Origin of the sequence: Alteromonas sp. McT4-15, from assembly GCF_020515205.1 — a bacterium.
In the GTDB taxonomy this organism is placed as follows: domain Bacteria; phylum Pseudomonadota; class Gammaproteobacteria; order Enterobacterales; family Alteromonadaceae; genus Alteromonas.
This window is the reverse complement of sequence record NZ_JAJALG010000011.1, coordinates 58,821-82,842: the sequence shown is the minus strand read 5'-3', so window position 1 is coordinate 82,842 and position 24,022 is coordinate 58,821. Positions and strand designations below refer to the sequence as shown.

At 45.0% G+C, this 24,022-nt stretch carries 14 protein-coding genes; 2 read left to right on the top strand and 12 right to left on the bottom strand.

Annotated features, from left to right (window positions below):
• Positions 1-25: 25 nt before the first annotated feature.
• The 5 genes from LHL20_RS10410 to dapB form a co-directional block, all read right to left on the bottom strand.
• Complete coding sequence (locus LHL20_RS10410) at positions 26-2,011, bottom strand: methyl-accepting chemotaxis protein (RefSeq protein WP_226433263.1); 1,986 nt, start codon at positions 2,009-2,011, stop codon at positions 26-28.
• A gap of 329 nt (positions 2,012-2,340) precedes the next feature.
• Positions 2,341-2,817 (bottom strand): transcription elongation factor GreA, encoded by a 477-nt coding sequence (gene greA, locus LHL20_RS10405; protein ID WP_014948981.1) that lies wholly within the window; start codon positions 2,815-2,817, stop codon positions 2,341-2,343.
• Positions 2,818-2,935: 118 nt separating this feature from the next.
• Positions 2,936-6,157, bottom strand: a complete 3,222-nt coding sequence (carB, locus tag LHL20_RS10400; protein ID WP_226433262.1) for a carbamoyl-phosphate synthase large subunit — start codon at positions 6,155-6,157, stop codon at positions 2,936-2,938.
• Between the two features lie 13 nt (positions 6,158-6,170).
• Positions 6,171-7,301, bottom strand: a complete 1,131-nt coding sequence (gene carA, locus LHL20_RS10395; RefSeq protein ID WP_226433261.1) for a glutamine-hydrolyzing carbamoyl-phosphate synthase small subunit — start codon at positions 7,299-7,301, stop codon at positions 6,171-6,173.
• Positions 7,302-7,653: 352 nt separating this feature from the next.
• A complete protein-coding gene (gene dapB, locus LHL20_RS10390; RefSeq protein WP_226433290.1) occupies positions 7,654-8,457 on the bottom strand; it encodes a 4-hydroxy-tetrahydrodipicolinate reductase in 804 nt (267 codons plus the stop codon).
• A 226-nt stretch (positions 8,458-8,683) separates the two neighbouring features.
• On the opposite strand from dapB, the gene LHL20_RS10385 reads away from it, so the two are divergent.
• Positions 8,684-9,370 carry a cytochrome b/b6 domain-containing protein gene (locus LHL20_RS10385; protein WP_226433260.1) on the top strand — a complete coding sequence of 229 codons (687 nt, stop codon included), beginning with the start codon at positions 8,684-8,686 and terminating at the stop codon, positions 9,368-9,370.
• Positions 9,371-9,374: 4 nt separating this feature from the next.
• On the opposite strand, the gene LHL20_RS10380 is transcribed toward LHL20_RS10385, so the two are convergent.
• From LHL20_RS10380 to grpE, 6 genes are all read right to left on the bottom strand, one after another.
• Positions 9,375-11,273 carry a propionyl-CoA synthetase gene (locus LHL20_RS10380; protein ID WP_226433259.1) on the bottom strand — a complete coding sequence of 633 codons (1,899 nt, stop codon included), beginning with the start codon at positions 11,271-11,273 and terminating at the stop codon, positions 9,375-9,377.
• Positions 11,274-11,482: 209 nt separating this feature from the next.
• Positions 11,483-14,062 carry a bifunctional diguanylate cyclase/phosphodiesterase gene (locus LHL20_RS10375; protein ID WP_226433258.1) on the bottom strand — a complete coding sequence of 860 codons (2,580 nt, stop codon included), beginning with the start codon at positions 14,060-14,062 and terminating at the stop codon, positions 11,483-11,485.
• A gap of 356 nt (positions 14,063-14,418) precedes the next feature.
• Complete coding sequence (locus LHL20_RS10370) at positions 14,419-14,904, bottom strand: c-type cytochrome (protein WP_226433257.1); 486 nt, start codon at positions 14,902-14,904, stop codon at positions 14,419-14,421.
• A 315-nt stretch (positions 14,905-15,219) separates the two neighbouring features.
• On the bottom strand, positions 15,220-16,359 hold the full coding sequence (gene dnaJ, locus LHL20_RS10365; protein ID WP_226433256.1) for a molecular chaperone DnaJ: 1,140 nt from the start codon (positions 16,357-16,359) through the stop codon (positions 15,220-15,222).
• Between the two features lie 198 nt (positions 16,360-16,557).
• Complete coding sequence (gene dnaK / locus LHL20_RS10360) at positions 16,558-18,483, bottom strand: molecular chaperone DnaK (protein WP_226433255.1); 1,926 nt, start codon at positions 18,481-18,483, stop codon at positions 16,558-16,560.
• Positions 18,484-18,603: 120 nt separating this feature from the next.
• The gene (grpE, locus tag LHL20_RS10355) at positions 18,604-19,230 is read right to left on the bottom strand and encodes a nucleotide exchange factor GrpE (protein WP_202264795.1); all 627 of its coding nucleotides are present in this window, start codon (positions 19,228-19,230) and stop codon (positions 18,604-18,606) included.
• A 268-nt stretch (positions 19,231-19,498) separates the two neighbouring features.
• Here grpE and LHL20_RS10350 point away from each other — a divergent pair, with 268 nt between their 5' ends.
• On the top strand, positions 19,499-22,918 hold the full coding sequence (locus LHL20_RS10350; RefSeq protein WP_226433254.1) for a hybrid sensor histidine kinase/response regulator: 3,420 nt from the start codon (positions 19,499-19,501) through the stop codon (positions 22,916-22,918).
• Between the two features lie 5 nt (positions 22,919-22,923).
• On the opposite strand, the gene LHL20_RS10345 is transcribed toward LHL20_RS10350, so the two are convergent.
• Positions 22,924-23,934, bottom strand: coding sequence for a sensor domain-containing diguanylate cyclase (locus LHL20_RS10345; protein WP_226433253.1), 1,011 nt, complete (start codon positions 23,932-23,934; stop codon positions 22,924-22,926).
• Positions 23,935-24,022 lie beyond the last annotated feature (88 nt).

The window sequence follows — 24,022 nt, the reverse complement described above, 5'->3', positions numbered from 1 at the left end:
AAATCAAGTTTATCTACAATAACGACTAATCGGCTTTAAATCCATCGATGGTATGCTGTAATAGCTGATTGTTGGCTTGCATTTCACCTGACAAATTTGAAAGATTTTGCGCAATATCCACTTCGTGCCTTGCGGCTTCTTCCACTGTCACCAGTTCTTTAGCAATCTCTTCTGTCGTGACAGACTGCTGTTCAGCGGCGGATGACATATTGTTCGCCATATCCTCTACATTACCAGCAGCCTCTTTTACTTGCTCGGCTGTTTTGCGCCCTTCTGTGGTAGTTTCCATAGAGTTAGATATCGATTCAACGTTCTTATTAATATCGTTAACAACGACGACGCTTGCTTCTCTTAGACTAGACAGAAGCGTCGAAATTTTATCAGACGACTCTCGGCTACTTTGCGCCAGTTTTCGTACTTCGTCTGCGACAACAGCAAATCCGCGCCCATGTTCGCCTGCGCGCGCAGCCTCTATCGCAGCATTAAGTGCTAATAAGTTGGTTTGATCTGATAATGTGTTGATGGTTTCTAAAATGGTAGAGATTTCGCCAACTTTCATCTCCATCTCGCCGGCATTTTTTTGCACGCCTTTAATATCATCAGCAAGCACTTCCATACTGTTTCTAATATTTTGGTTAGCCTTTAAAGATTGATTCGCCAACTCATCTAATTGCTTACTGGCACTAAGTGTATCAAGTGAGGACTGCGCAATTTCCCTGCTTGTGACTGCAACCTGCTCCACTGCAGAGGCTATATTTGCGGTCAGTTGTTGAGTATTCCCCGCATCTTTAAGCATTTCACTGCTGGCTTTCTCAAGCTGTGCTGATAACCGACTGCTTGTCGCTATTGATGTCCCTAAGCCTTTCACCAAATCACGCAGTGCAAGTATGGTGGTATTTACCGAGCGTGATATCTCACCCAATTCATTGCTGGTACTCATACTCACATCAACGGTTAAATCACCTTGTGTGGCGATTTTATCCAAATTAGCAACGAGTACCTTTAACTGCTTGGTAATGATACTTATTAGAGCCTGATAAATAATTGCGATAAAAACAATAACTAGCACAACCATAACTATGGTAATGATAAGAGCAGAATAAGCACTACTCGCTTTATCATCGGCGTTCTGCTTAACTTGCTCGAACACCGTGCCTAATATTTTGGCCACTTGACCAATTTGTTCAGTCGCCATACCAAACCACTCACTGCTGCTAGGCAAAGTGGTGAAATCTGGTGACTCTTGAATGGCTCGCGCAGAAATGTCATCAATACGCTCAGATACTGAGCTTGAAGACAATGCTTTAAATTGACTAAGAAACTCATCACTAAGGTTCAGTAAAAGCTTGTCTGTTAAGTAAGTAATCTCTCGATTGTAAGCTTCTACTTCATCTCTTACGGCTTCACTGATCGAACGCTTTGCCATGACCGCGTTCAGTTTACCCCGCCGCTGGCCTAGTTTTTCTTTCATTTGGGCTAGTAAAAGCCCTTGGGTTAGCAATTGCTTTGCACTGCTGTCTGAAACCAGAAGCGTAAACGAATTTGCCGCATTAAGTGCTCTTGAGTTAAGGCCACTGTAATATTTAAATGCCTGTTTTCCTTGAAGATTGTCCACATTTGAACGTACGGTACCTTTATTGTTCTCCCACGTGTACAGTGGATTCAAAATATTGTTCACTTGAAACGTTTCAGGCCAATCAGCGTTGGCGACAGTGCGAAGGTTATCGAGCGCGTCATCGGCTTTTTCTCTCTGTGCTTTTACTTTAGCGCGCGCTTCTTCAGTTGGGTTACCTAAAAAGCCTGCGGTTAGGCCTCGCTCTACTGCATGGTGATGAGCTACACGTTCAACTGCTGACACCAAGGTGACAAGGTCCGTATCCAAATCGGCGTTTACCATTTCAGTGCGGGATTGATTAATGTCTTTAAACGCTAAAAATGCAATAGACAAAAACAGTGTGCCTGTACCTATAAGCGTTAATTGAACGACGGAAAGTCGATTAATGAGTACCAAGATATACTCCTCCTTTTGTTCGACTAAACAGCGTAGAGCGCGCGCAGAACTAGAAAATTTAGACTATCAAGGGGGAGAGCTTTGATCTTACGTGTTTCCGGCAGATTCTTCTCGTTCGATTTAATTTAATAATCTCTTTGCGCCGTAAAAACCCCAAAAACGTACAAGTATGCTGTTTCTCCGCCCTTTGTACACAAAAAAAGTATAGGTGGTAATTTAAAAAGTGAGAGATGAATTAGCTAAATTATTATTTTATTTAGGTATAGATGAAAAAAAACGCCACTAATGCGAATTAATGACGTTTTTTGTTTAGGACAAGCAGAGTATAACTAAATGTATTCTACTTCGATGATTTCAACTTCTACTGCACCTGCTGGCGTTTGAATAGTTACCATGTCATCAAGTTCTTTACCGATAAGGCCACGGGCTATTGGTGAATTGACCGATATCAGGTTGTTTTTAATATCAGCTTCATCATCGCCGACTATGCGGTATGTCGTTTCTTCATCAGTATCGACGTTCAAAATTGTAACAGTAGTGCCAAAAATGACCTTGCCTGTGTTCTCCATCTTTGTAACGTCGATTATCTGAGCATTAGAAAGCTTGCCTTCAATATCCTGAATACGGCCTTCACAAAAGCTTTGCTGTTCACGAGCAGCGTGATACTCGGCATTCTCTTTAAGATCGCCGTGCTCGCGCGCTTCAGCAATCGATTCGATAATACGCGGACGGGTTTTAGTTTTAAGTTCGTTTAATTCGTCACGCAGCATTTGAGCGCCACGCGCTGTCATTGGATACTGACTCATGAATACAGTCTCGCCTAACTAGTAATTTAAAACAGAAAAGTGCGCCGCATAGGCGCACTTTTTATTCATTCACACAAATGTAATACAACTAGGATACCTCGTATCCTAGCGTATGTCATTAGTGTTTGATTCTAGCGTGTAGTTCTTGAACCGATGCTACTTTATTGCGGTCATCAGCCGACTTCGCACGAATAGTCGCAAATGCGGCATTCATGGTAGTTGTGTAGGTTACTTTATTAAGTAACGCTTCACGACGAATGTAAACCGAGTCAGTGATGGCTTGGCGACCTTCAGTTGTGTTAATCAAATAGGCGTATTCACCGTTTTTGATTGCATCAACAATGTTTGGTCGACCTTCAGACATTTTATTCACAACGGTGCTCATGATGCCTGCATCATATAGCGTAGTTGCGGTACCGCGTGTCGCTTCAATTTTGAAGCCAGCATCTACAAGTGCTTTTGCCAGTTCAATCATACGAGGTTTGTCGTTATCACGAACCGAAATAAGTGCTTTACCCTCTTTCGGAAGCGGAGCACCAGCGCCTAGGTTTGCTTTAGCGTAAGCTTCTTCAAACGTATCGCCTACACCCATTACCTCACCCGTAGAGCGCATTTCTGGGCCTAGTAGTGGGTCTACACCTTGGAACTTAGCAAACGGAAGTACCACTTCTTTCACTGAGTAGAAAGGAGGAATGACTTCTTCAGTTACACCCTGCTCTGCCAAGCTAACACCTGCCATTGCACGTGCAGCCACTTTCGCAAGTGGAATACCAGTGGCTTTAGACACAAACGGAACGGTACGCGCTGCGCGTGGGTTTACCTCGATTAGGTACACTTCACCGTCTTTAATGGCGAACTGTGTATTCATCAAGCCCACTACGCCAAGTTCAAGCGCCATGGCTTTAACTTGCTCACGCATTACGTCCTGAATCTCTTTAGACAGTGAGTGAGGAGGCAGTGAACATGCAGAGTCACCAGAGTGAACACCCGCTTGTTCGATGTGCTCCATAATTCCGCCGATAACCACTTCTTTACCGTCGCAAATCGCGTCGATATCAACTTCAATGGCATCGTCTAGGAAACGGTCAAGCAATACAGGGGCGTCGTTAGACACTTTTACCGCTTCGTTTAAGTAGCGCTTCAGGTCTTTAATGTCGTATACGATTTCCATCGCGCGACCGCCTAGTACGTAACTTGGGCGAACAACTAGCGGGAAGCCAATTTCTTCAGCCATTGCTAGGGCTTGCTCAACGTTAGTTACCGTCGCGTTAGCTGGCTGCTTAAGGTTAAGCTTGTTCACCATTTGCTGGAAACGCTCACGGTCTTCAGCGCGGTCAATAGCTTCAGGTGAAGTGCCAATAATGGGTACCCCTGCCGCTTCAAGTGCGCGTGCTAGTTTAAGTGGTGTTTGACCACCGTACTGCACGATAACGCCTTTCGGGTTTTCTTTCGCGACAATCTCAAGCACGTCTTCAAGGGTTACGGGCTCGAAGTACAAACGATCTGACGTGTCGTAGTCGGTTGAAACGGTTTCAGGGTTACAGTTAACCATGATAGTTTCGTAGCCGTCTTCGCGCATAGAGAGTGCAGCGTGAACACAGCAATAATCGAATTCGATGCCCTGTCCGATACGGTTTGGACCACCGCCCAATACCATGATCTTGTCGTTATCTGTTGGCGCTGCTTCACACTCTTCGTCGTACGTTGAGTACATGTAAGCCGTGCTAGTTGAGAACTCTGCCGCACAGGTATCTACCCGCTTGTATACTGGTGAAATGCCAAAGCCACGGCGCGTTTCACGAACATCGCTTTCTGCTACTTTGGTAAGCTCAGCAAGACGCGTATCAGAGAAGCCTTTACGCTTAAGTGAACGCATTAGCTCTGCATCAATACCAGGTAAACCAAGTTCGGCCACTTTAGCTTCAAGAAGAATAAGGTCTTCAAGCTGTACTAAGTACCAGCGGTCAATGTTGGTAAGGTTAAATACCTCGTCAACCGTCATACCCATACGGAATGCATCACCGATGTACCAAATACGTTCTGCGCCAGGCTGTCGTAGTTCGTAAACAACCTTGTTGCGCGACTCTGGGTCGTCAAGGTCTACCATTGGGTTTAAGCCAGTTGCGCCTACTTCTAGGCCGCGAAGGGCTTTTTGCAGTGACTCTTGCTGGTTACGGCCAATGGCCATAACCTCACCTACCGACTTCATTTGAGTCGTTAGACGGTCGTTTGCACCAGCGAACTTCTCAAAGTTAAAGCGTGGGATCTTAGTCACAACGTAGTCAATTGAAGGCTCGAACGACGCAGGTGTTAATCCACCTGTGATATCGTTCGCGAGTTCATCTAGTGTGTAACCGATTGCTAGTTTTGCTGCCACTTTTGCAATTGGGAAACCCGTCGCTTTAGACGCTAGTGCTGATGAACGCGATACGCGCGGATTCATCTCGATGATAACCATACGACCTGTTTTAGGATCTACACCAAACTGTACGTTTGAACCTCCGGTTTCAACACCAATCTCGCGCAGTACAGCCATGGCTGCATTACGCATTAGCTGGAATTCTTTGTCGGTTAGCGTCTGTGCTGGTGCTACAGTGATAGAGTCACCGGTGTGAACACCCATAGGGTCGAAGTTTTCGATAGTACATACAATAATGCAGTTATCTGCTTTATCGCGTACCACTTCCATTTCGTACTCTTTCCAGCCTAGTAACGACTCATCTATAAGCAGTTCGCTAGTAGGTGAAAGGTCAAGGCCACGGTGGCAAATTTCATTAAATTCATCAATGTTGTACGCGATACCACCGCCGGTTCCGCCCATGGTGAAAGACGGACGAATAATACAAGGGAAACCAATGCGGCTTAGAACATCGTGCGCTTCATCCATGCTGTGCGCGATTTCCGCACGAGGACATTCAAGGCCGATGTTTTTCATCGCTTGGTCAAAACGCTCGCGGTTTTCCGCTTTATCGATAGCATCTGCCGTCGCACCGATAAGCTCACAACCGAACTCTTCCAAAACACCATGTTTGTCTAAGTCTAACGCACAGTTAAGTGCCGTTTGACCACCCATAGTTGGAAGGATCGCGTCTGGACGTTCTTTTTCAATAATCTTGCGCACTACTTCCCAGTGAATTGGCTCGATGTACGTTGCATCTGCCATTTCTGGGTCGGTCATAATGGTGGCTGGGTTAGAGTTCACCAAAATAACACGGTAGCCTTCTTCGCGAAGGGCTTTACACGCTTGCGCGCCTGAATAGTCAAATTCACAAGCCTGGCCAATAACAATAGGGCCAGCACCAATGATAAGAATACTTTTTATGTCGGTACGTTTTGGCATAGCGGGCTAATTCCTACTGCTTGTGTTGTTCAATGAGTTCAATGAAGTGGTCAAATAACGGTGCCGCTTCATGTGGACCTGGGCTTGCTTCAGGGTGACCTTGGAAGCTAAACGCAGGCTTGTCGGTGCGGTGAATACCTTGCAACGACTTGTCGAACAACGAAATGTGAGTTACTTCTAGGTTATCTGGCAAGCTAGACTCATCAACAGCGAAACCGTGGTTTTGGCTGGTGATCATAACTACATTACGCTTGAGGTCTTTAACCGGGTGGTTTGCACCATGGTGACCGAATTTCATTTTCACTGTTGTTGCACCACTTGCTAGGGCAAGTAACTGGTGACCAAGACAGATTCCAAAAACAGGAATGCCAGTCTCAACAATGGTTTTAATAGCCGTAATCGCGTAATCACAAGGCTCAGGGTCGCCCGGGCCATTTGACAAGAATACGCCATCTGGATTCATGGCTAACACACCTTCGGCAGGCGTTTGTGCAGGTACCAAGGTTACTTTACAACCGCGGTCAGCAAGCATGCGAAGAATGTTGTTTTTAACACCAAAATCGTAAGCTACAACGTGGTATTTTGTTTCACTTGGCGTGACATAACCTTTACCAAGTTCCCAGCTACCTTCAGTCCATGTTTTTGGCTCAGTAATGCTTACTACTTTTGCCAAATCCATGCCTTTAAGGCCAGGGAAAGCTTTTGCTTGCGCTAATGCGCTAGACTCGTCTAATTCATCAGTACAAATGATGCAGCCATTTTGTGCACCTTTGTCTCGCAAGATACGCGTTAAACGGCGTGTATCTATATCAGCAATACCCACAACGCCTTTCGCTTTTAGGTATTCAGACAATGTTTGCTGTTGACGAAAGTTACTAGCAACAAGAGGTAGGTCACGAATGATAAGACCTTTTGACCAGATTTTATCTGCTTCAACGTCTTCGTCGTTAGTGCCGGTGTTGCCAATGTGTGGATAAGTAAGGGTGATGATTTGTTCAGCGTAGGATGGGTCGGTGAGAATTTCTTGATAGCCAGTCATGGAAGTATTAAAAACGACTTCCCCGACGGCGGAGCCTGTAGCGCCTATCGCCGTACCTTTAAAAACAGAACCATCCTCTAACACCAAAAGGGCAGAATTAGCCAAGTCAACCTCCAGATTAAGGATAACTATGTGTTTGTGCAGTTTTTCGCACAAACCCCACAAAAAACGGGAGTTATTGATAACAATACATCCCGTTTTACGATCTTTGCAGCTAATAAAACCGCACTCTTCAGCCATTTATAAGACTTAAGAATACGAAATTCTGGCAAATTCCGGCGAGTATACATCACTCATCGAAAATGGCAAATTTATTTGCAATAATTTATCAAAATAACGCTTTTATCACCTTTTTTGCTCAGAACCATCGAAAGTACGGCTTATTGCTCATTAATAGTGCAACTTTAGGCTAACTTATTCGACAACTACTCATTACAAGCGTTATCTGCTAGAGGTGTTACACCTTTAAATTAAGTACATCCACCATGGAGTATAGACCAGGTTCCTTGCCATACAACCATTGCGCAGCATGAACAGCACCTTTCGCAAAAGTTAATCGACTTGAAGCCTTATGCGTTATTTCTAATCGCTCACCGATGTCGGCAAAAAGCGCAGTATGCTCACCTACAATGTCCCCTGCCCTGACAGTTGCAAAGCCGATTGTTCCTTGATCGCGCTCTGGCTCTTTTCCTTCTCTACCGTATACCGCACACATCTTTAGGTCTCTTCCTAACTCATCTGCAATAGCTTCACCAATTGCCATTGCCGTACCCGAAGGTGCGTCTTGCTTAAATCTGTGATGGGCTTCTGTAATCTCAATGTCGGCCGTATTACCTAGTACGCTTGCGGCTTGACGAACCAATGACAACATGAGATTGACGCCAACACTGTAATTAGCAGCAAACACAATGGGAATGTGCTTCGCTGCATCTTTTAACGCGGCTAACTGCTCATCATTAAGGCCAGTTGTGCCTATCACTACAGGCATCTTATGTCTCACACACCACGCTAAATTGTTTTCAATAATCGATGGGAGCGTGAAATCAATCATTACATCGGCGTCATCTCCTGACAGCAATGAAACCGCAGTGCAATCTACCTCTTTTTTACCAATTCCCGCGAGTTCACCCACATTCATGCCAACCCAAGGCGAGTCATCTCTTACCGTAGCGACACTAAGTTCTGCATTGTCACTTAAGTCAAGTGCCTCTATCAGCACGCGTCCCATACGCCCGTTGGCGCCAAATAATCCTACTTTCATCATTATGCTTACACTTATTCATTACCTTCAAACTTGCTGGCATTGTGCCAAATACCGAGCCTAATGCAATGTGATTATGGTATTAGATATATTAATGCCGATGGTACGGGTTGGTTTGTTTGCCCGCAAGCCAACCATAAAGCAAAAAGCTACCCTTTAAACCAGTTTAATAGCCCCATATTTTAGGTAAGATGGTGGTTTATTTATTGGGGTTGAAGAACTTTATATGGAAAAAGTGCTTATTTGGGATTTGCCCACACGTGCATTTCACTGGTTGTTAGTAGTAAGTCTTATTGCGCAGTATATGACGGTCGAATGGCTCGATAATGCCATTCAGTGGCATTTTTATATTGGTTATTTCACGCTATTTCTTATTACGTTTAGGGCGATGTGGGGCATAATTGGAACCGAACACGCCAGGTTTGCCAGTTTCGTGAAAGGGCCTCGCGCGGTTTGGCGCTACGCAAAAACACTTTTTGATAAAGATTCACCAGAATCTCTCGGTCATAACCCGCTTGGTGGCTGGTTTGTTATTGTTATGTTGCTGCTAGTGGCGGTTCAAGCCATTTCAGGGTTGTATATGACCGACGATGTATTTCTCGACGGTCCCTACCGCCAGTTAGCTGACGAAGAGACGTTAGCGATAATGAGCACAATACATCACGTAGCCTTTGATGCATTGCTTTACGTTATTGGTCTGCACATCGCAGCCGTTGTGTTTTACACAATCTACAAAAAGCAAAAACTTGTACCGCCCATGATAGATGGTGCCAAAGAAACACGAGACCTCGGCATTTTTCATTCCCGTATGCGTTTGGCATTGGTTGTTGCCATAGTCGCGGCAGCAATCGTCTATGTTGCTATAGAGGTGTACCCACCAACACCGGGTGCAGGTGAGTACTATTATTACTAACCATTTATTCGGCGTTTAATACCAAACCTTTCTCTTTCATAAGCGAGGTTATTTCGCTAACGCTGGCAGGGTCGTCAATAGTAGACGGTACAGTTACCGACTCATTGGCGGCTATTTGTCTAAGTAGTTTGCGTAAAATTTTACCTGAGCGCGTTTTGGGTAATCGATTGACGACAATGGCTCTTTTGAAACTAGCAACGGGTCCAATGGTCTCTCTTACACGAGTAATCAGTTCTTTTTCTAACTCCGCTTCATTAATATTGACACCATCTTTGAGCAATACTAGTCCCACCGGCATTTGTCCTTTAAGTGCATCGTGGATCCCAATAACACTGCATTCTGCCACAGCAGGGTGCGCTGCAAGGACTTCTTCCATTTCTCCTGTTGATAGGCGATGGCCTGCCACGTTTATGACATCGTCGGTACGTCCCATGATAAAGACAAAACCGTCTTCATCAATATAGCCGTTGTCACCTGTACTGTAGTAGCCCTCAAATTCTCGCAGGTAACCATCAACAAACCTCTCATGATCCTGCCAAATTGTCATCATGCAGCCAGGCGGTAGTGGTAATTGAATTGCGATAGCACCTTTTTCTCCCCTCTCCTGCTCTTGAGTAGCACTTTGTAGTACTTTTACATTAAAACCAGGAGTGGGAACACTCGACGAGCCCGGTTTAGTTTGCTTGGCTTCAATTCCCATGGGATTTGAGCAAATTGGCCAGCCCGTTTCTGTTTGCCACCAGTGATCAATAACAGGAACGCCCACTTTCTCATGGGCCCAATAATAAGTAGGAGGATCGAGCCGTTCGCCAGCCATGAACAGCGTACGTAAACTTGAGATGTCGTATTGTTCAATGAAAGAAGCTTCGGGATCTTCTTTTCGAATTGCGCGAAAGGCGGTAGGGGCTGCAAATAAGACATTGATACGGTGGGCTTCCACCATCCGCCAAAATGCCCCAGCATCGGGAGTACCCACTGGCTTGCCTTCATACATAACCGTGGTCGCACCTTTAATTAGCGGTCCATAAACAATATAAGAATGCCCCACAACCCAACCCACATCAGATGCAGCCCAGAACACGTCATTTTGGTCAATGCCGTAAATGGCCTCCATAGAATAGTTCAGGGCTACCGCGTGCCCCCCATTGTCGCGTACTACCCCTTTGGGCTTTCCGGTTGTGCCTGAAGTGTAGAGTACGTAAAGCGGATCAGTTGAATCAAGTTCAGTGGCCGCTACGGCCTCGCTTGTAGACATAAGATAATCCCAATCGTGGTCGTATCCCGTATCGAGTTTAGCTTTGTGCTGAGGGCGCTGAAAAAGAATGCATCCATTTGGCTTATGTGTCGCTAACTGAATTGCTTCATCAACAAGTGGTTTGTAAGGCAGTAGCTTCTTGCCTTCAATACCACAAGAAGCCGTAACAATGAGTTTTGGCGTTGCATCATCAATTCGAACAGCCAGTTCATTTGATGCGAATCCACCAAATACAACTGAGTGAATGGCCCCTATTCGGGCACAGGCCAGCATTGCAATTGCTGCTTGTGGGATCATAGGCATATAAATAATAACTCTATCACCCTTGCCCACATTGAGCCTTGTTAAGGCCCCCGCAAATGTTGCCACCTCATTTAAGAGCGCTTCGTAGGTATAGTGCGCAACTGTGTTTGTCACTGGCGAGTCGTAGATAAGCGCGGTCTTGTCACCGCGCCCTTCCTTAACGTGATGATCGAGTGCCAGATAGCTGGTATTAAGCTTGCCGCCCTTAAACCAATCAAAATAGCCATTTGAAGACGATGTGCAGCCTTTTTGTGGTTTGCTGAACCACGCTAGCGCACCAGACTTTTCTAACCAGAAGTCATCAGATGAATTGGTAGAGGCAAGGTATTCATTTTTATAGTTCATAACCATATCCATTGTAGGGTTTACTAAAACACTACAACGGATCGTTCAATACTGCTTATAAGACTTCAGGCTTATAGTCGACAAACCGTTGAAAAAAATGAAAATTAATTGATTACTTTTACGAAAACAGTCGTTATAAACACTTCGCTGATACTGTACTTCGTTTGTCTTAGGAAAACGTGATTCACACTAGCCGCGCAATGAAAGGGTCATTGTACTATTGAGAACTGAAACTTATCTTTCCACTGTGAAACGCCCATGGGCTTATCAAGAAAGTAGCCTTGAAATGCGATGCAGCCACATTGTTTTGCATGGCTAAGTTGTTCTTCATTCTCTACACCTGACGCCACTACGTTTAGGCGCAAAGTACGTGCAAGATAACAAAAGTGCTTTACCGCCAACCGATCAGATGTAGAACTTGCCAAATTAGCTATAAACTTTTTGTGTACTTTAATTTCTGTTAGCGGCAACGTCTGCAGTATATTGAAGTTAGCATTTACGGTACCGAAATCGTCGATGGAAACAAAAAAGCCTAAATTGACTAATTCATATACTCTGGCTTGTATGGTGTTAACGCTGTCAACCAAAGCACTTTCTCTCAGCTCTAAAGAGAGTAACTTACGAGGCAATTTCCATTTATCAACGATTGCAATGAACTTACAAATGAAGTCACCCCGCGCTAGATGTCGCGCGCTTAAATTGAGCGATAGTAACGTTTCTGCGCCATTCTCTATACACTCACTGAGCAGTTCACACGCCGCATTACACACCCATAAATCAAGGTCGGCGATGTAGTCGCACTCTTCGGCAATAGTAATGAAGTCTTGTGGGAACATCACGCCTAATTGTGGATGTTTCCACCTCACCAACACTTCTGACTTAGTAAGCTTTTGATCGTCATTGTATTGCGGTTGAAGTTCAATGAAAAACTCGCCTTGTGCCAGTGCGCGGTTAAAGGAATGCTTTATGTAGTTGTGGCGCTCAACGTCAAGGTTATTAACACGACAATATTCAGCTGAAATAACACAATCCTTGAGGGGAAAGTAGCGTCTATCTGGTCTGTCGCATAACAAATCAAACAACTTCCTACTGGACAAATGTCGGTACAATAAAGTGCAACTTGATAATTGGGCATGCACTTTCAATAGGTCATTATGCATATTGACTGGTAGCAAAACATGTTCCTGCAAGAGCATATAGGCTGTATCAATAGCATGTGTTGCCTCTTCTTCTGAGTGAAAAAATGCCTTTATAAACAGATAAAATGTGCTGCCTTCGGCCTTACATAACAGGTAGTCTTGATTCGGGTTATTTTCAAAAACGCGATGGAGACGCTGTGCAAATACCCGCAGTATGTATCCCACGGTTGGCTGGCCGTAAGCGCGCTCATATTCTTCGGTATTTTTCACTGACACCCGTAAGCAGGCACAATGAGACTTCAGTTGTTCAGATGAGAGGTTTAATTCATTTATATAGTGAGTAAGCAAGTGGGTGTTTTGTAAACCCGTTACACTTTCTCTAAACGCTAGCTCTTTTAAATGCTCCAATTGGTGAATGTGAGTCGTAGCGTCGCTAATGGTTGCTATTGAAATATTCTGGTTATGGATAGTGTTGTGGACCACTCGTATCTCACAAGCTATTCGCCGACCACTTTTATGACGTATTGGCTCAATTGAACCACAGTTTGGCAAACATTGTTGCTCTTCTGTGGCATTTGAAAGAAGTATTGAGCGTTGTTGTGCATCTTTGCGATAAGTGATCAGCAACCTCACATCTTGCCCAATCAAATCCTCAGGCTTGAACCCGAGCATGCTATCTACGCGATTGTTTACTGACAATATCGTGCCGGATTTATCAAAACTCATCACTACGACCTGGGCACTATTTAAAAGCGAGGCCATGTATTCTGCAAAGTTCTGTTGAGATTCAGACAACCTTTGAACATCAGAGTCGTCTTGAATTGCGCCATACAGACGTGAAACTCTTCCTCGTTGTGCTCTTTCAGTTGAGTACTGCAAATGCGTAGTAAGTTTAACGCTCTTGCGCTGACCTTTTGCGTTAACAAAATTGAAGTAATGCACAAACGATTTATCCCGTCTAATCGCTTTGTGTAATAGTTTACGCAACTGCTGACGCGTATCGCTATCAAAAAAGTCGAATGCACGTCTTATGTTAATTTTCGACAAATGCTCTAGTCCTAACAGGTCCTTAGTCACTGAAGTGGCCGTTAGCACGCCAGAGAGTCGGTCTACCTCCCACGCCCCCACTCTAGAAAGTGAACTAACTTCTTCTAATAAATTAATCTGAGTTTCCAAACGCTCAGAATAAGGATGTTGCGACAATTGATAATGAAGGCCTATTTCAACTTTTTGTCTTGCAATATCGACATAATCTTGCTGGTGTGCGTTAAGAAATGGCGTTTTGAAAAAAGAAAGTAATACACCCACAACTTCATTTTGAAGGTTGCTAATTGATGCGATGACGATAAAGCCATCTGAGAATTGCTGTAACACCTCCGGTAGCGCAAAGTCGCATGCGGAGATGGGCGCACTGAGTGTGGTCATTGATACCATTAAACTGACATGCATTGGACATTTAATTACATCGCCCTCTAAAAAAGCATATTCACTGTCTGTTTCAATGATAGTTGCATTTCCGTTATGTGGGTTGATAGACGCAAACAATACACAACGAGCATCGGCTCGCTGCTTAGTGTTATCAAGAAGCCTGTTGAACTGTTGTGGTGAACTTTGCATGTTCATCAACATGCGTTTACTGCGTAAATCCATCTATGCCAACCTTTCGAATACTTGCTTATGTTGTAGCAAAACATTCGGCGCAGTACAGCATCCGGAACAAAGACACTTGCGGGCTAAAGGCAACAAGCGAATAGGAAAAGAAACGCCATCGAATAGATTAAGACATTACTGAAAAACTGTTCAATATTCCAGCAATAATGAAAACAATGTTCATTTCACTTAATAAATAAAAGAGTAAACGTGCAGACGTTGAGAGAGACGCAATAATCACTACAGCATTGTACGAACGCTATAAGACTAAAATAGGAATTTGAGTAAAGTGAGTAAAGCTAGTGAGCAAAAAGGCGCCTTAGCTATTTTTTGTAAGTCGCCTTTTATAAAGAGAGTCAGTCTTTTTTATAATCGTCGTGGCACGATTTGCAGCTTGCTCCAATTTTTCCGATGGCACCACGATAAGCACTCTCATCGCCCGCTTTAACGGCTGCTTGTAGCCCTTGTGACGCTTTTTTCAATGCCATTATTTTCGTTTCTACATCCGAAAAACTTTCCCAAATTTCGTCTTTCGCACCTGTTTCCACATCAAATTTTCGTGTATCAACAGCGAGGTAATCTCCCATCATGTCAGCCAATTGCTCTAGGCGCACCGCATTGGTCTGCATAACGCTTTCATCGAACGGCAAGGCCCCTTTGGCCATACCGCCAAGCGGCCCCATATTACTTCTAACCAGCTGAAACATTGCTTGACGATATTGCGTAGCTGCCTTTGCGTGTTTTGCCGAAGAAGCTTCGGTTACTTCGCTTGCAACTACGGTACTTGAAATTAGTGTTGCCGCAGAAGCAGCGGCTACCATTAGTTTTGAAAAACGTCTCATGCCTGTTCCCTTTAGGTTTATTTTTCACTTGGTTTCGGTTCGCTTTAAAAAACGAAACTCGTTAATAGTATTCTTTCATCGTGACTAAATTTTTTTGATAGCACAAGTGATAATGCGCTCTATTGAGACAAAACGGCATGTAAATCAGGGAAATGTATAGAGAAAGAGGATGAAGAAAACGTGAATAATCAAATATAGCGCTGCGCAGTTTTAAGTTAAACGGTTACACGATTAAGATGAAAGGACGCTACAAGTGACGCGTTGGCCAGCGAAATGGAAACTCATTACGCTGGCCGAAAAGTAAGCTGGTGAGACTTAGTTAGTTAAGTCGTCAAAGAACTTCTTCACACCATCAAAGAAGCCTTGAGCTTTCGGGCTGTGCTTGCCAGATGCCTTGCCAACCGAGTCTTCAAGCTCTTGTAGCAATTCTTTTTGGCGTGCAGATAGGTTTACTGGTGTTTCCACCACAACCTTACACATCAAGTCGCCCATTGCCCCACTGCGTACTGACTTAACGCCTTTGCCGCGCAAGCGGAACATGCGGCCGGTTTGCGTTTCTGGGCTAATTTTAAGCTTAACTTTGCCATCAAGTGTTGGCACTTCTAGCTCACCACCCAGTGCAGCGGTTGTAAAGCTTAGCGGTACTTCACAGTACAGGTTGTTTCCATCGCGCTGGAAAATATCGTGGTCGCGCACGTGCACTTGAACATAAAGGTCACCTGCTGGTGCACCGTTTTCGCCGGCTTCACCTTCGCCTGAAAGACGGATACGATCGCCTGTGTCAACGCCCGCTGGAATCTTAACATTAAGGGTCTTAGTTTTCTCTTTGCGACCGTGGCCGTGACAGCTGTCACACGGGTCTTCAATGATCTTACCTTTTCCAGAACATGTAGGGCATGTCTGTTGCACTGCAAAGAAGCCCTGACGCATTTGCACTTGCCCGTTACCATGACAGGTTGGACAGGTTTTTGGCGATGAACCTTTCTTCGCACCAGAACCATCACATACGTCACATTCGACAAGGGTTGGTACGCGAATATCTACGCTCTTGCCGCGCACAGCTTCCTCTAGCGACAACTCCAAGTTGTAGCGAAGATCTGAGCCTTGACGGGCACGAGATTGACGGCCACCACGGCCACCACGGCCACCGCCGAAGATATCACCAAATACATCACCGAAAATATCACCAAAGTCAGCACCGCCGCCGAAGCCGCCGCCACCACGATTTGGATCAACGCCTGCGTGACCATACTGGTCATAAGCGGCACGTTTTTGCGAATCTGACAGAATTTCGTAGGCTTCCTGGATTTCTTTAAACTTATCTTCCAGTGCTTTATCGCCTTGCGTACGATCAGGGTGATACTTCATCGCCAGCTTTTTATACGCTTTTTTGATTTCGCGTTCGCCTGCGCTCTTATCTACCCCGAGTACTTCGTAGTAGTCACGTTTCGACATATCGTTCACTTATCCTACTTTTTTGTCGATAAGCGTTTAACGCCTACCGAATCTACATCTGACTGTTGTGAAAATAACCTGACGTTTTAACTCAATGTTCCAAGTCATTTACACAACAAAGGCGCAACAAGAAATTCCTGCTGCGCCTGAACTGCTAAAAACAGCCCACTCACTATCCAGTGGGCCTTTCGCAACAGCTTACTTTTTATCGTCGTCTTTCACTTCTTCGAACTCAGCGTCAACAACGTCATCATCTGCTTTACCAGACGCTTGTTGCTCTGCACCTTCAGCGCCACCAGCGGCCGCTTGTTGTGCTTGCGCAGCTTCCATCAGCTTGCTAGACGCTTGAATAAGTTCTTGCGTTTTCGCTTCGATTTCCGCTTTGTCTTCGCCTTTTGACGCTGTTTCAAGAGCAGTAAGCGCTTCTTCGATTGGCGCTTTGTCTTCTGCACTTAGTGCATCGCCAACTTCTTCAAGCTGCTTACGCGTAGCGTGGATCATGCCATCAGCTTGGTTACGCGCTTGAATTAGCTCTTCAAACTTCGCATCTGCTTCTTTGTTCGCTTCTGCGTCTGCTACCATTTTTTCTACTTCTTCATCACTTAGGCCTGAAGAAGCTTTGATAGTGATCTTCTGCTCTTTACCTGTGTCTTTGTCTTTCGCAGACACGTGTAGGATACCATCAGCATCAAGGTCGAATGTTACTTCGATTTGCGGCACACCGCGCGCTGCTGGACGAATGCCTTCAAGGTTAAACTGACCAAGAGACTTGTTGCCGCTTGATTGCTTACGCTCACCTTGTAGTACGTGTACTGTTACCGCAGACTGGTTGTCTTCCGCTGTCGAGAACGTTTGAGACTTCTTAGTAGGGATAGTCGTGTTCTTCTCGATAAGCGCTGTCATTACACCACCCATTGTCTCGATACCTAGAGACAGAGGCGTAACGTCTAGAAGTAGTACGTCTTTAACGTCACCAGAAAGTACACCACCTTGAATTGCCGCACCTACCGCTACTGCTTCATCAGGGTTAACGTCTTTACGTGGCTCTTTGCCGAAGAACTCAGTTACATACTTCTGTACTAACGGCATACGTGTTTGACCACCCACAAGGATGATGTCGTTGATGTCGCCTACAGATAGGTCTGAGTCGGCTAGTGCTTGCTTAAGCGGGTTAAGCGAGTTTTTCACTAGGTCTTCAACCAAAGACTCAAGTTTTGCACGAGTAAGCTTAATGGCTAAGTGCTTAGGACCTGTCGCATCAGCAGTGATGTAAGGCAGGTTAACTTCTGTCTGTTGTGAAGAAGATAGTTCAATTTTCGCTTTCTCACCCGCTTCTTTAAGACGCTGCATAGCAAGCGGATCTTTACGAAGGTCGATGCCTTGATCTTTCTTGAACTCTTCAACTAGATAGTTGATAACACGGTTATCGAAGTCTTCACCACCAAGGTGTGTATCACCGTTAGTCGCTAGTACTTCAAACGTGTGCTCGCCATCTACTTCATCAATTTCGATGATAGAGATATCAAATGTACCACCACCTAGGTCGTATACTGCAACAACGTTATCGCCTTGCTTTTTGTCCATGCCGTAGGCAAGAGCAGCAGCAGTTGGCTCGTTGATAATACGCTTAACTTCAAGACCTGCGATACGACCCGCATCTTTTGTAGCTTGACGCTGAGAGTCATTGAAGTATGCAGGAACAGTGATAACTGCGCCTGTTACTGGCTCGCCAAGATAATCTTCAGCGGTCTTCTTCATTTTCTTAAGTACTTCGGCAGAAATTTGCGGTGGCGCCATTTTCTCGCCTTTCGCTTCTACCCATGCATCACCGTTATCAGCACTTACAATTTTGAAAGGCATGATGTCGATGTCGCGCTGTACTTCTTTGTCTTGGAAGCGACGACCAATTAAACGCTTGATAGCGAATAAAGTGTTTTCAGGGTTTGTTACCGCCTGACGCTTCGCTGATTGACCTACAAGTGTTTCACCATCGTTTGTGTAAGCGATGATTGAAGGAGTTGTACGGTCGCCTTCCGCGTTTTCAATAACGCGAGGTTTGTCGCCGTCAAGAACTGCGACACATGAATTCGTTGTACCTAAGTCGATACCAATGATTCTACCCATTTCGTGTCTCCGAAAAAGTTTCTTAATTCTGTACATTTAGTGGGGTTATTCCCCGAACTTTTCAATAGTTGCCAATTAAAAAAACTGACATTTTTGTGTGTTTATCGCAAAAGACGTGACTTACGCTTGCGTATCCACACCACCGCTTGGTGCACGCGATACCATTACCATGGCTGGGCGTAACAAACGGCCGTTAATTTGATAACCTTTTTGCATAACCGCCATCACCGTGTTCGGCTCGTGGTCTGCGCTTTCTTGCATCGACATAGCCTGATGCAAGTCAGGGTTGAAGGTTTCGCCCTGCGGATCAATAAGGCTTAATCCGAATTTCTCAATAGTGCTTAAGAAAGTTTTGTGGGTCATTTCCACGCCTTCCAACAACGGCTTCACAGCTTCGTTCTCAGCATCGGTCATTTCGATAGCACGCTCTAGGTTATCGATAACCGGAAGGAGTTCGCCAGCAAAGCGTTCTAGCGCAAACTTGCGCGCTTTTTCTACTTCGCCTTCCGCTCGACGACGGGCATTTTCAGCGTCGGCTCTGGCACGAAGTACACTGTCTTGCTGCTCTTTTACTGTGGCTTGCGCCTCAGACAATGCGGTTTCTAGCTCGTAAATACGCTGTGCGTTTTCATCAAGCGGTGCGTCAGCACCTTCAACCGCTTCTGCGTCAACCTGCGCGTCTGCTGCTTGCACAGTTTCATCTACTGTATTCTCTTGTTCTGCCTGCACGTCGCGATTATCGCTCATGCCTACCTCCAAACGTTTTTCTAATTAGGCAATGCCCAAAAACTGTATAAATTATTGGGAATAACTTTGTTGCGGTTATTAATGGGGCTAGTTTTGGGGCGATCAAGGGTATCCACATTATTTTTGTGGATGAATTTTAAAATAATTAAAATAACACCAAAGTACTGTTCAGAAAGTCTGTACTGACGTGCGACGACTTGTAAAAAGCGTGTTAATGTAAACACCGTGCTCGAGATTGACTGAGCTGTTGTTTTTTCACGGATTTCTTATGTTAAGTATTTGGACAGTAGGCACCCTTGTTGGCGTGTACTTGTTTGCGCTTTTTGCCGTCGCGTTTTGGGGCGATAAGCGCCTGCGCGATAATCAGCAACATCCCATCCTTTACAGTCTTGGTCTTGGTGTACACTGCACTTCTTGGGCTTTTTTCGGCACAACGTCACAAGCGGCGCAATACGGTTGGGCAATTATTCCCACCTACATGGGGATCATCTTAACCATGGCATTTGCGTTTCCGGTTGTTTTGCATATTAGCCGCTTATGCCAACAACATAATATTAGTTCGCTGGCCGATCTTATCTCGCTGAAGTATCGTCACTCTCACTTAATTGCGGCCTTCGTTACGTTGTTATGTTTTGTCGGGGTTATTCCTTACATTGCGCTTCAGCTTGATGCCATCACAAAGTCCATCAGCCTTATTACAGGCGATCAACAATCAAGTAACCCTCAAGTGAGCATTTATGTAGCAGGTCTTATGGCACTTTTTGCCATCATATTTGGTACCCGTTCCTTAAACCTTACCGACAAGCACCCCGGGCTATTACTGACTATTGCCTTCGAATCTTTGATTAAGTTGCTCGCACTGTGGGCCGTGGGTATTTTCGTGTGTTTCTCTCTTTTTGACGGCGTGCTTGATCTCGTGGCAAAGGCCTCGTTTAACGACGCCGCCAGAGAAATCATTTACGCAGATAGTGCACCATGGGTGTATTTGTCACACGTTTTATTGGGTATTTGCTCTATGTTTGTGCTGCCCCGCCAATTTCATATGAATTTTGTTGAGCACAATGGTGAGGGGGAACTACGTACTGCAAGATGGCTGTTCCCACTTTATTTATTGGGTATGACGCTGTTTCTCATACCTATTGCATTGGCGGGTAAAATGCTGCTGCCAGCAAGTATCAATTCCGACGCTTACGTATTGGCCTTGCCTCTTCAAGCGAACAACATCGCCGTCTCTTCATTTGCATTTATCGGTGGACTATCGGCAACCACCAGCATGGTCATCGTAGCCACACTGGCCATGGGAATTATGATTTCAAACAACGTCGTTACGCCGCTGTGGTTAAAAGCTCGGTTAAAAACAGCACCTGGCCATACCATGCAGCCAAACCAGATATTGACCATACGGCGGCTAACCGTGTTAGTGGTGTTAAGTATCGCGTTATGGTATCACCTTAACATCAGTCAAGCCGCTCCGCTTGTTAAAAGCGGCGTGCTAGCTATTGCGCTTTTAGGGCAATGCTTACCTGTTCTAATGTTTGGGCTATATTGGAAAAAGAGTACCCGCGCTGCCGCTTTACTTGCACTACTAGCAGGCTTTATATGTTGGTGTACTTTTCTACTCTACCCAAGTTTGTTGTCCAGTTATTATTTTAACCCGCCTCCTACTGACGAGGCCCTAGGCCTTGGGTTTGGTTATTCGTTGCTGGCCAATTGCACCACCTTTATTGTTGTTGCGCTGGCAACACACGCTAAGGCGTCCTTGCCCGACGAAGGTAACACTCAGCATGCTACTGCACCGAGGTTTATGGTAAAAGTGAAGGACTTGATGTCGCTTACCGAACGCGTGCTTGACGTTGATGCACAGCAAAAACTCACGCAACAATTATCGGTAGATGTGGATCGCGCCTTTGCAGGAGGTTACGCCAGTCACGCACTTATCGAACGCGTTGATAAATTACTTGCCGCACAGGTAGGTGCGCCAAGTGCCCGTATTTTACTCGGCGCCGTCGCTGACACCGGCAGTGATGCACTGCCTGAGCTAGTGGATTGGGTTGAAGAGGCCTCTCAATCATTTCAGTTTAACCACGAAGTACTGCAGTCCTCAGTGCAAAATATCGAGCAAGGGATCAGTGTGCTTGACGAGAAACTTCAACTTCTGGCCTGGAACGATAGATATATCGAGCTTTTCAACTACCCTAAAGGCTTTTTAAAAGCCGGCATGCCCATTACCGATATTCTTAACTACAATGCCAAGCGCGGCCTTTTTAGTACTTCGATGTCAAGCGAAACAGCGTCCCAAGCAATTCAAGACGAAATAAATAAGCGCGTTGCTTTTATGCTTAATGGAACGCGTCATAAATTTATTCGAAAGCAACCTGATGGCAGAGTAATTGAGCTAAACGGTGCCCCACTTCCAGGTGGCGGTTATGTGACAACTTACAGCGACATAACCGAATATATTGCGATTCAAAAGGCATTAGAAACCGCCAAATCAGAGTTAGAAGCTCGCGTTGTAAAGCGCACAGCAGAACTCGAAGAAGCCAAACGCCAAGCGGTGCAGGCCAACGACAGCAAAACAAAGTTTCTCGCTGCTGCAGGACACGATCTTATGCAGCCGTTTAATGCAGCCACCTTGTTCGCGTCTATGTTGAGCAAAAAAACAGCGGGCGGTGAACTGTCCAGCTTATCTGAAGGCGTGGTCAACTCGTTGAACAACGCGCAAAGTCTGTTGACCATGCTTCTTGATATGACGAAGTTAGACGCCGGCGTATTAAAGGCTCAAAAAACCGTATTTTCACTGGATGAAATGCTGTCTTCGCTGGTTCAAGAGTTCACCATTATCGCAAATCAAAAAGGCATACAGCTTCGCTATGTGCCCACAAAAGTTTTCGTTTATAGTGATAAGAACCTACTTAGAAGAGTGTTACAAAACCTGCTTTCAAATGCGGTTCGTTATACCCATACAGGTAAAGTATTAGTGGGTGTTAGAAGAATCTCGGATGATAAAGATATAAAAGTAGTGGTGTATGATACCGGTAGCGGTATTGCCGCGCACCAGCAACAAGATATCTTTAGCGAATTTCATCAGTTAGAAAATCAAAATAGCAGTGAAGGGATTGGTCTAGGGCTCACTATTGTCGATAGAATATGTCGCCTGTTAGCGCATCGTATCACGCTTAAATCTGAGCTGAATAAAGGGAGCAGTTTCTCTGTGCACGTTCCACTGGCTAATCAAAATACGGCTAATAGCCAGATGCATTTATCTAAACAAAGTGTGAAGCAGTGTGACGAAGATGCAGCAAGTTCGCTTTCAAGCCACCAAGCATTTTTAACCAACCGAACAATATTGTTGATAGAAAACGACGAGCAGGTTGCCAGTGCAATGCAATCACTTTTAGGTGATTGGGGAGCCAGCGTGACGTGGATAAAAGGGGTAAAAGACAACCTGCCAGAAAAAATGCACTTTGATGTTTTGATTGCTGACTACCATCTCAACGCGGGAGAGACTGGTACAGCATGCGTAAAAGCGCTTAAACAACAAGGTGCAACTTTTGACGTCACCTTACTGATAACCGCCAACCGCAGCAATGAAATAAGAGAAGAAGCCGCCTCGTTAGGAATGGCGTATCTACCAAAACCCACTAAGCCAGCCGCGCTTAAACGGCTTTTGAAACAAGGTTTGGGGTAGAAACGCTACCCTTCAGACTTGTGTTTTTCTCTTTTTTGACGGTACATGTTCGTATCCGCCACCTCCATCAATGTGCTCACGGTTTGGCCATCGTCAGGGAAGATTGCGTACCCCGCACTTGATTGTAGTTGCAGAGTTTGCCCCTGCCAGTCCCATGACCGCGCTAACTGACGAAACAATTCGCTAATTATGTTTTGTGCTTGCTCTTTCGACACAACCGAAGTAAAAATAGCGGCAAACTCGTCCCCGCCTAATCTTGCAACCAAACCCTGCGATTTATAGGTTTGAGATAACAAATTGGCAAAGGTCTTAATGGCTTCATCTCCTGCGCTGTGCCCATAAGTGTCATTGATGCTTTTTAACCCATCCATATCAAACAGCACTAACGAAAACTTACTGTTATTCTTTTTTGCCAGCTCTAGTCTTTGGCGCAAGTCGTCGTAGTGCTTTGCACGATTACCAATACCAGTAAGCGAGTCGTGTGTTGCCTTGTAGTACAATTCGTCCTTGGAAAACTCAATAGCATGAAAGATGATTGCTGCGACCATATCTGAGATTAACGACAGTATGTAGGTTTCAGAATGTCCGAAGAACTGAGTGGTTTTAGATGCGACTTTTAACACCCCCACACAACTATCGTGATACTTCAGCGGCACCACAAGCATCGAGTTTATCCCAACGCGTTTACAGGCTGTTTTATCAACTCGATCGTCTTGCATAACATCGTCGCTATAAAGAATTTCTTCTTGTGCGACGCATAAGCCAGACAAACTCGAATTTTGCGCTAACCTCAATCCCAAAAAGGGTGCTAGGACACCGGACGCGGCGCGATAAACCATGTCACCTTGTTCAGCAAGTTCAATGACAGCCCCATCAGCATCAAGTAATTCCATCGCTTTTTGAGTAGTTAGCGACATAACCATACCAAGATCCAATCCGATTTTTGATATCTCAGTTTGGGCCTCAATAATTTTTAGCATTTTGCTGTGAGGAATAGGAGCTGGTTGCTGTTTCATAATGGTAAAAGCAGTTGACGTTAAATGTTACGGTATCAGAAGATTAAATTTTGCGAAGCAAAAATTGGGTTAATTGGTTCTCTACGCG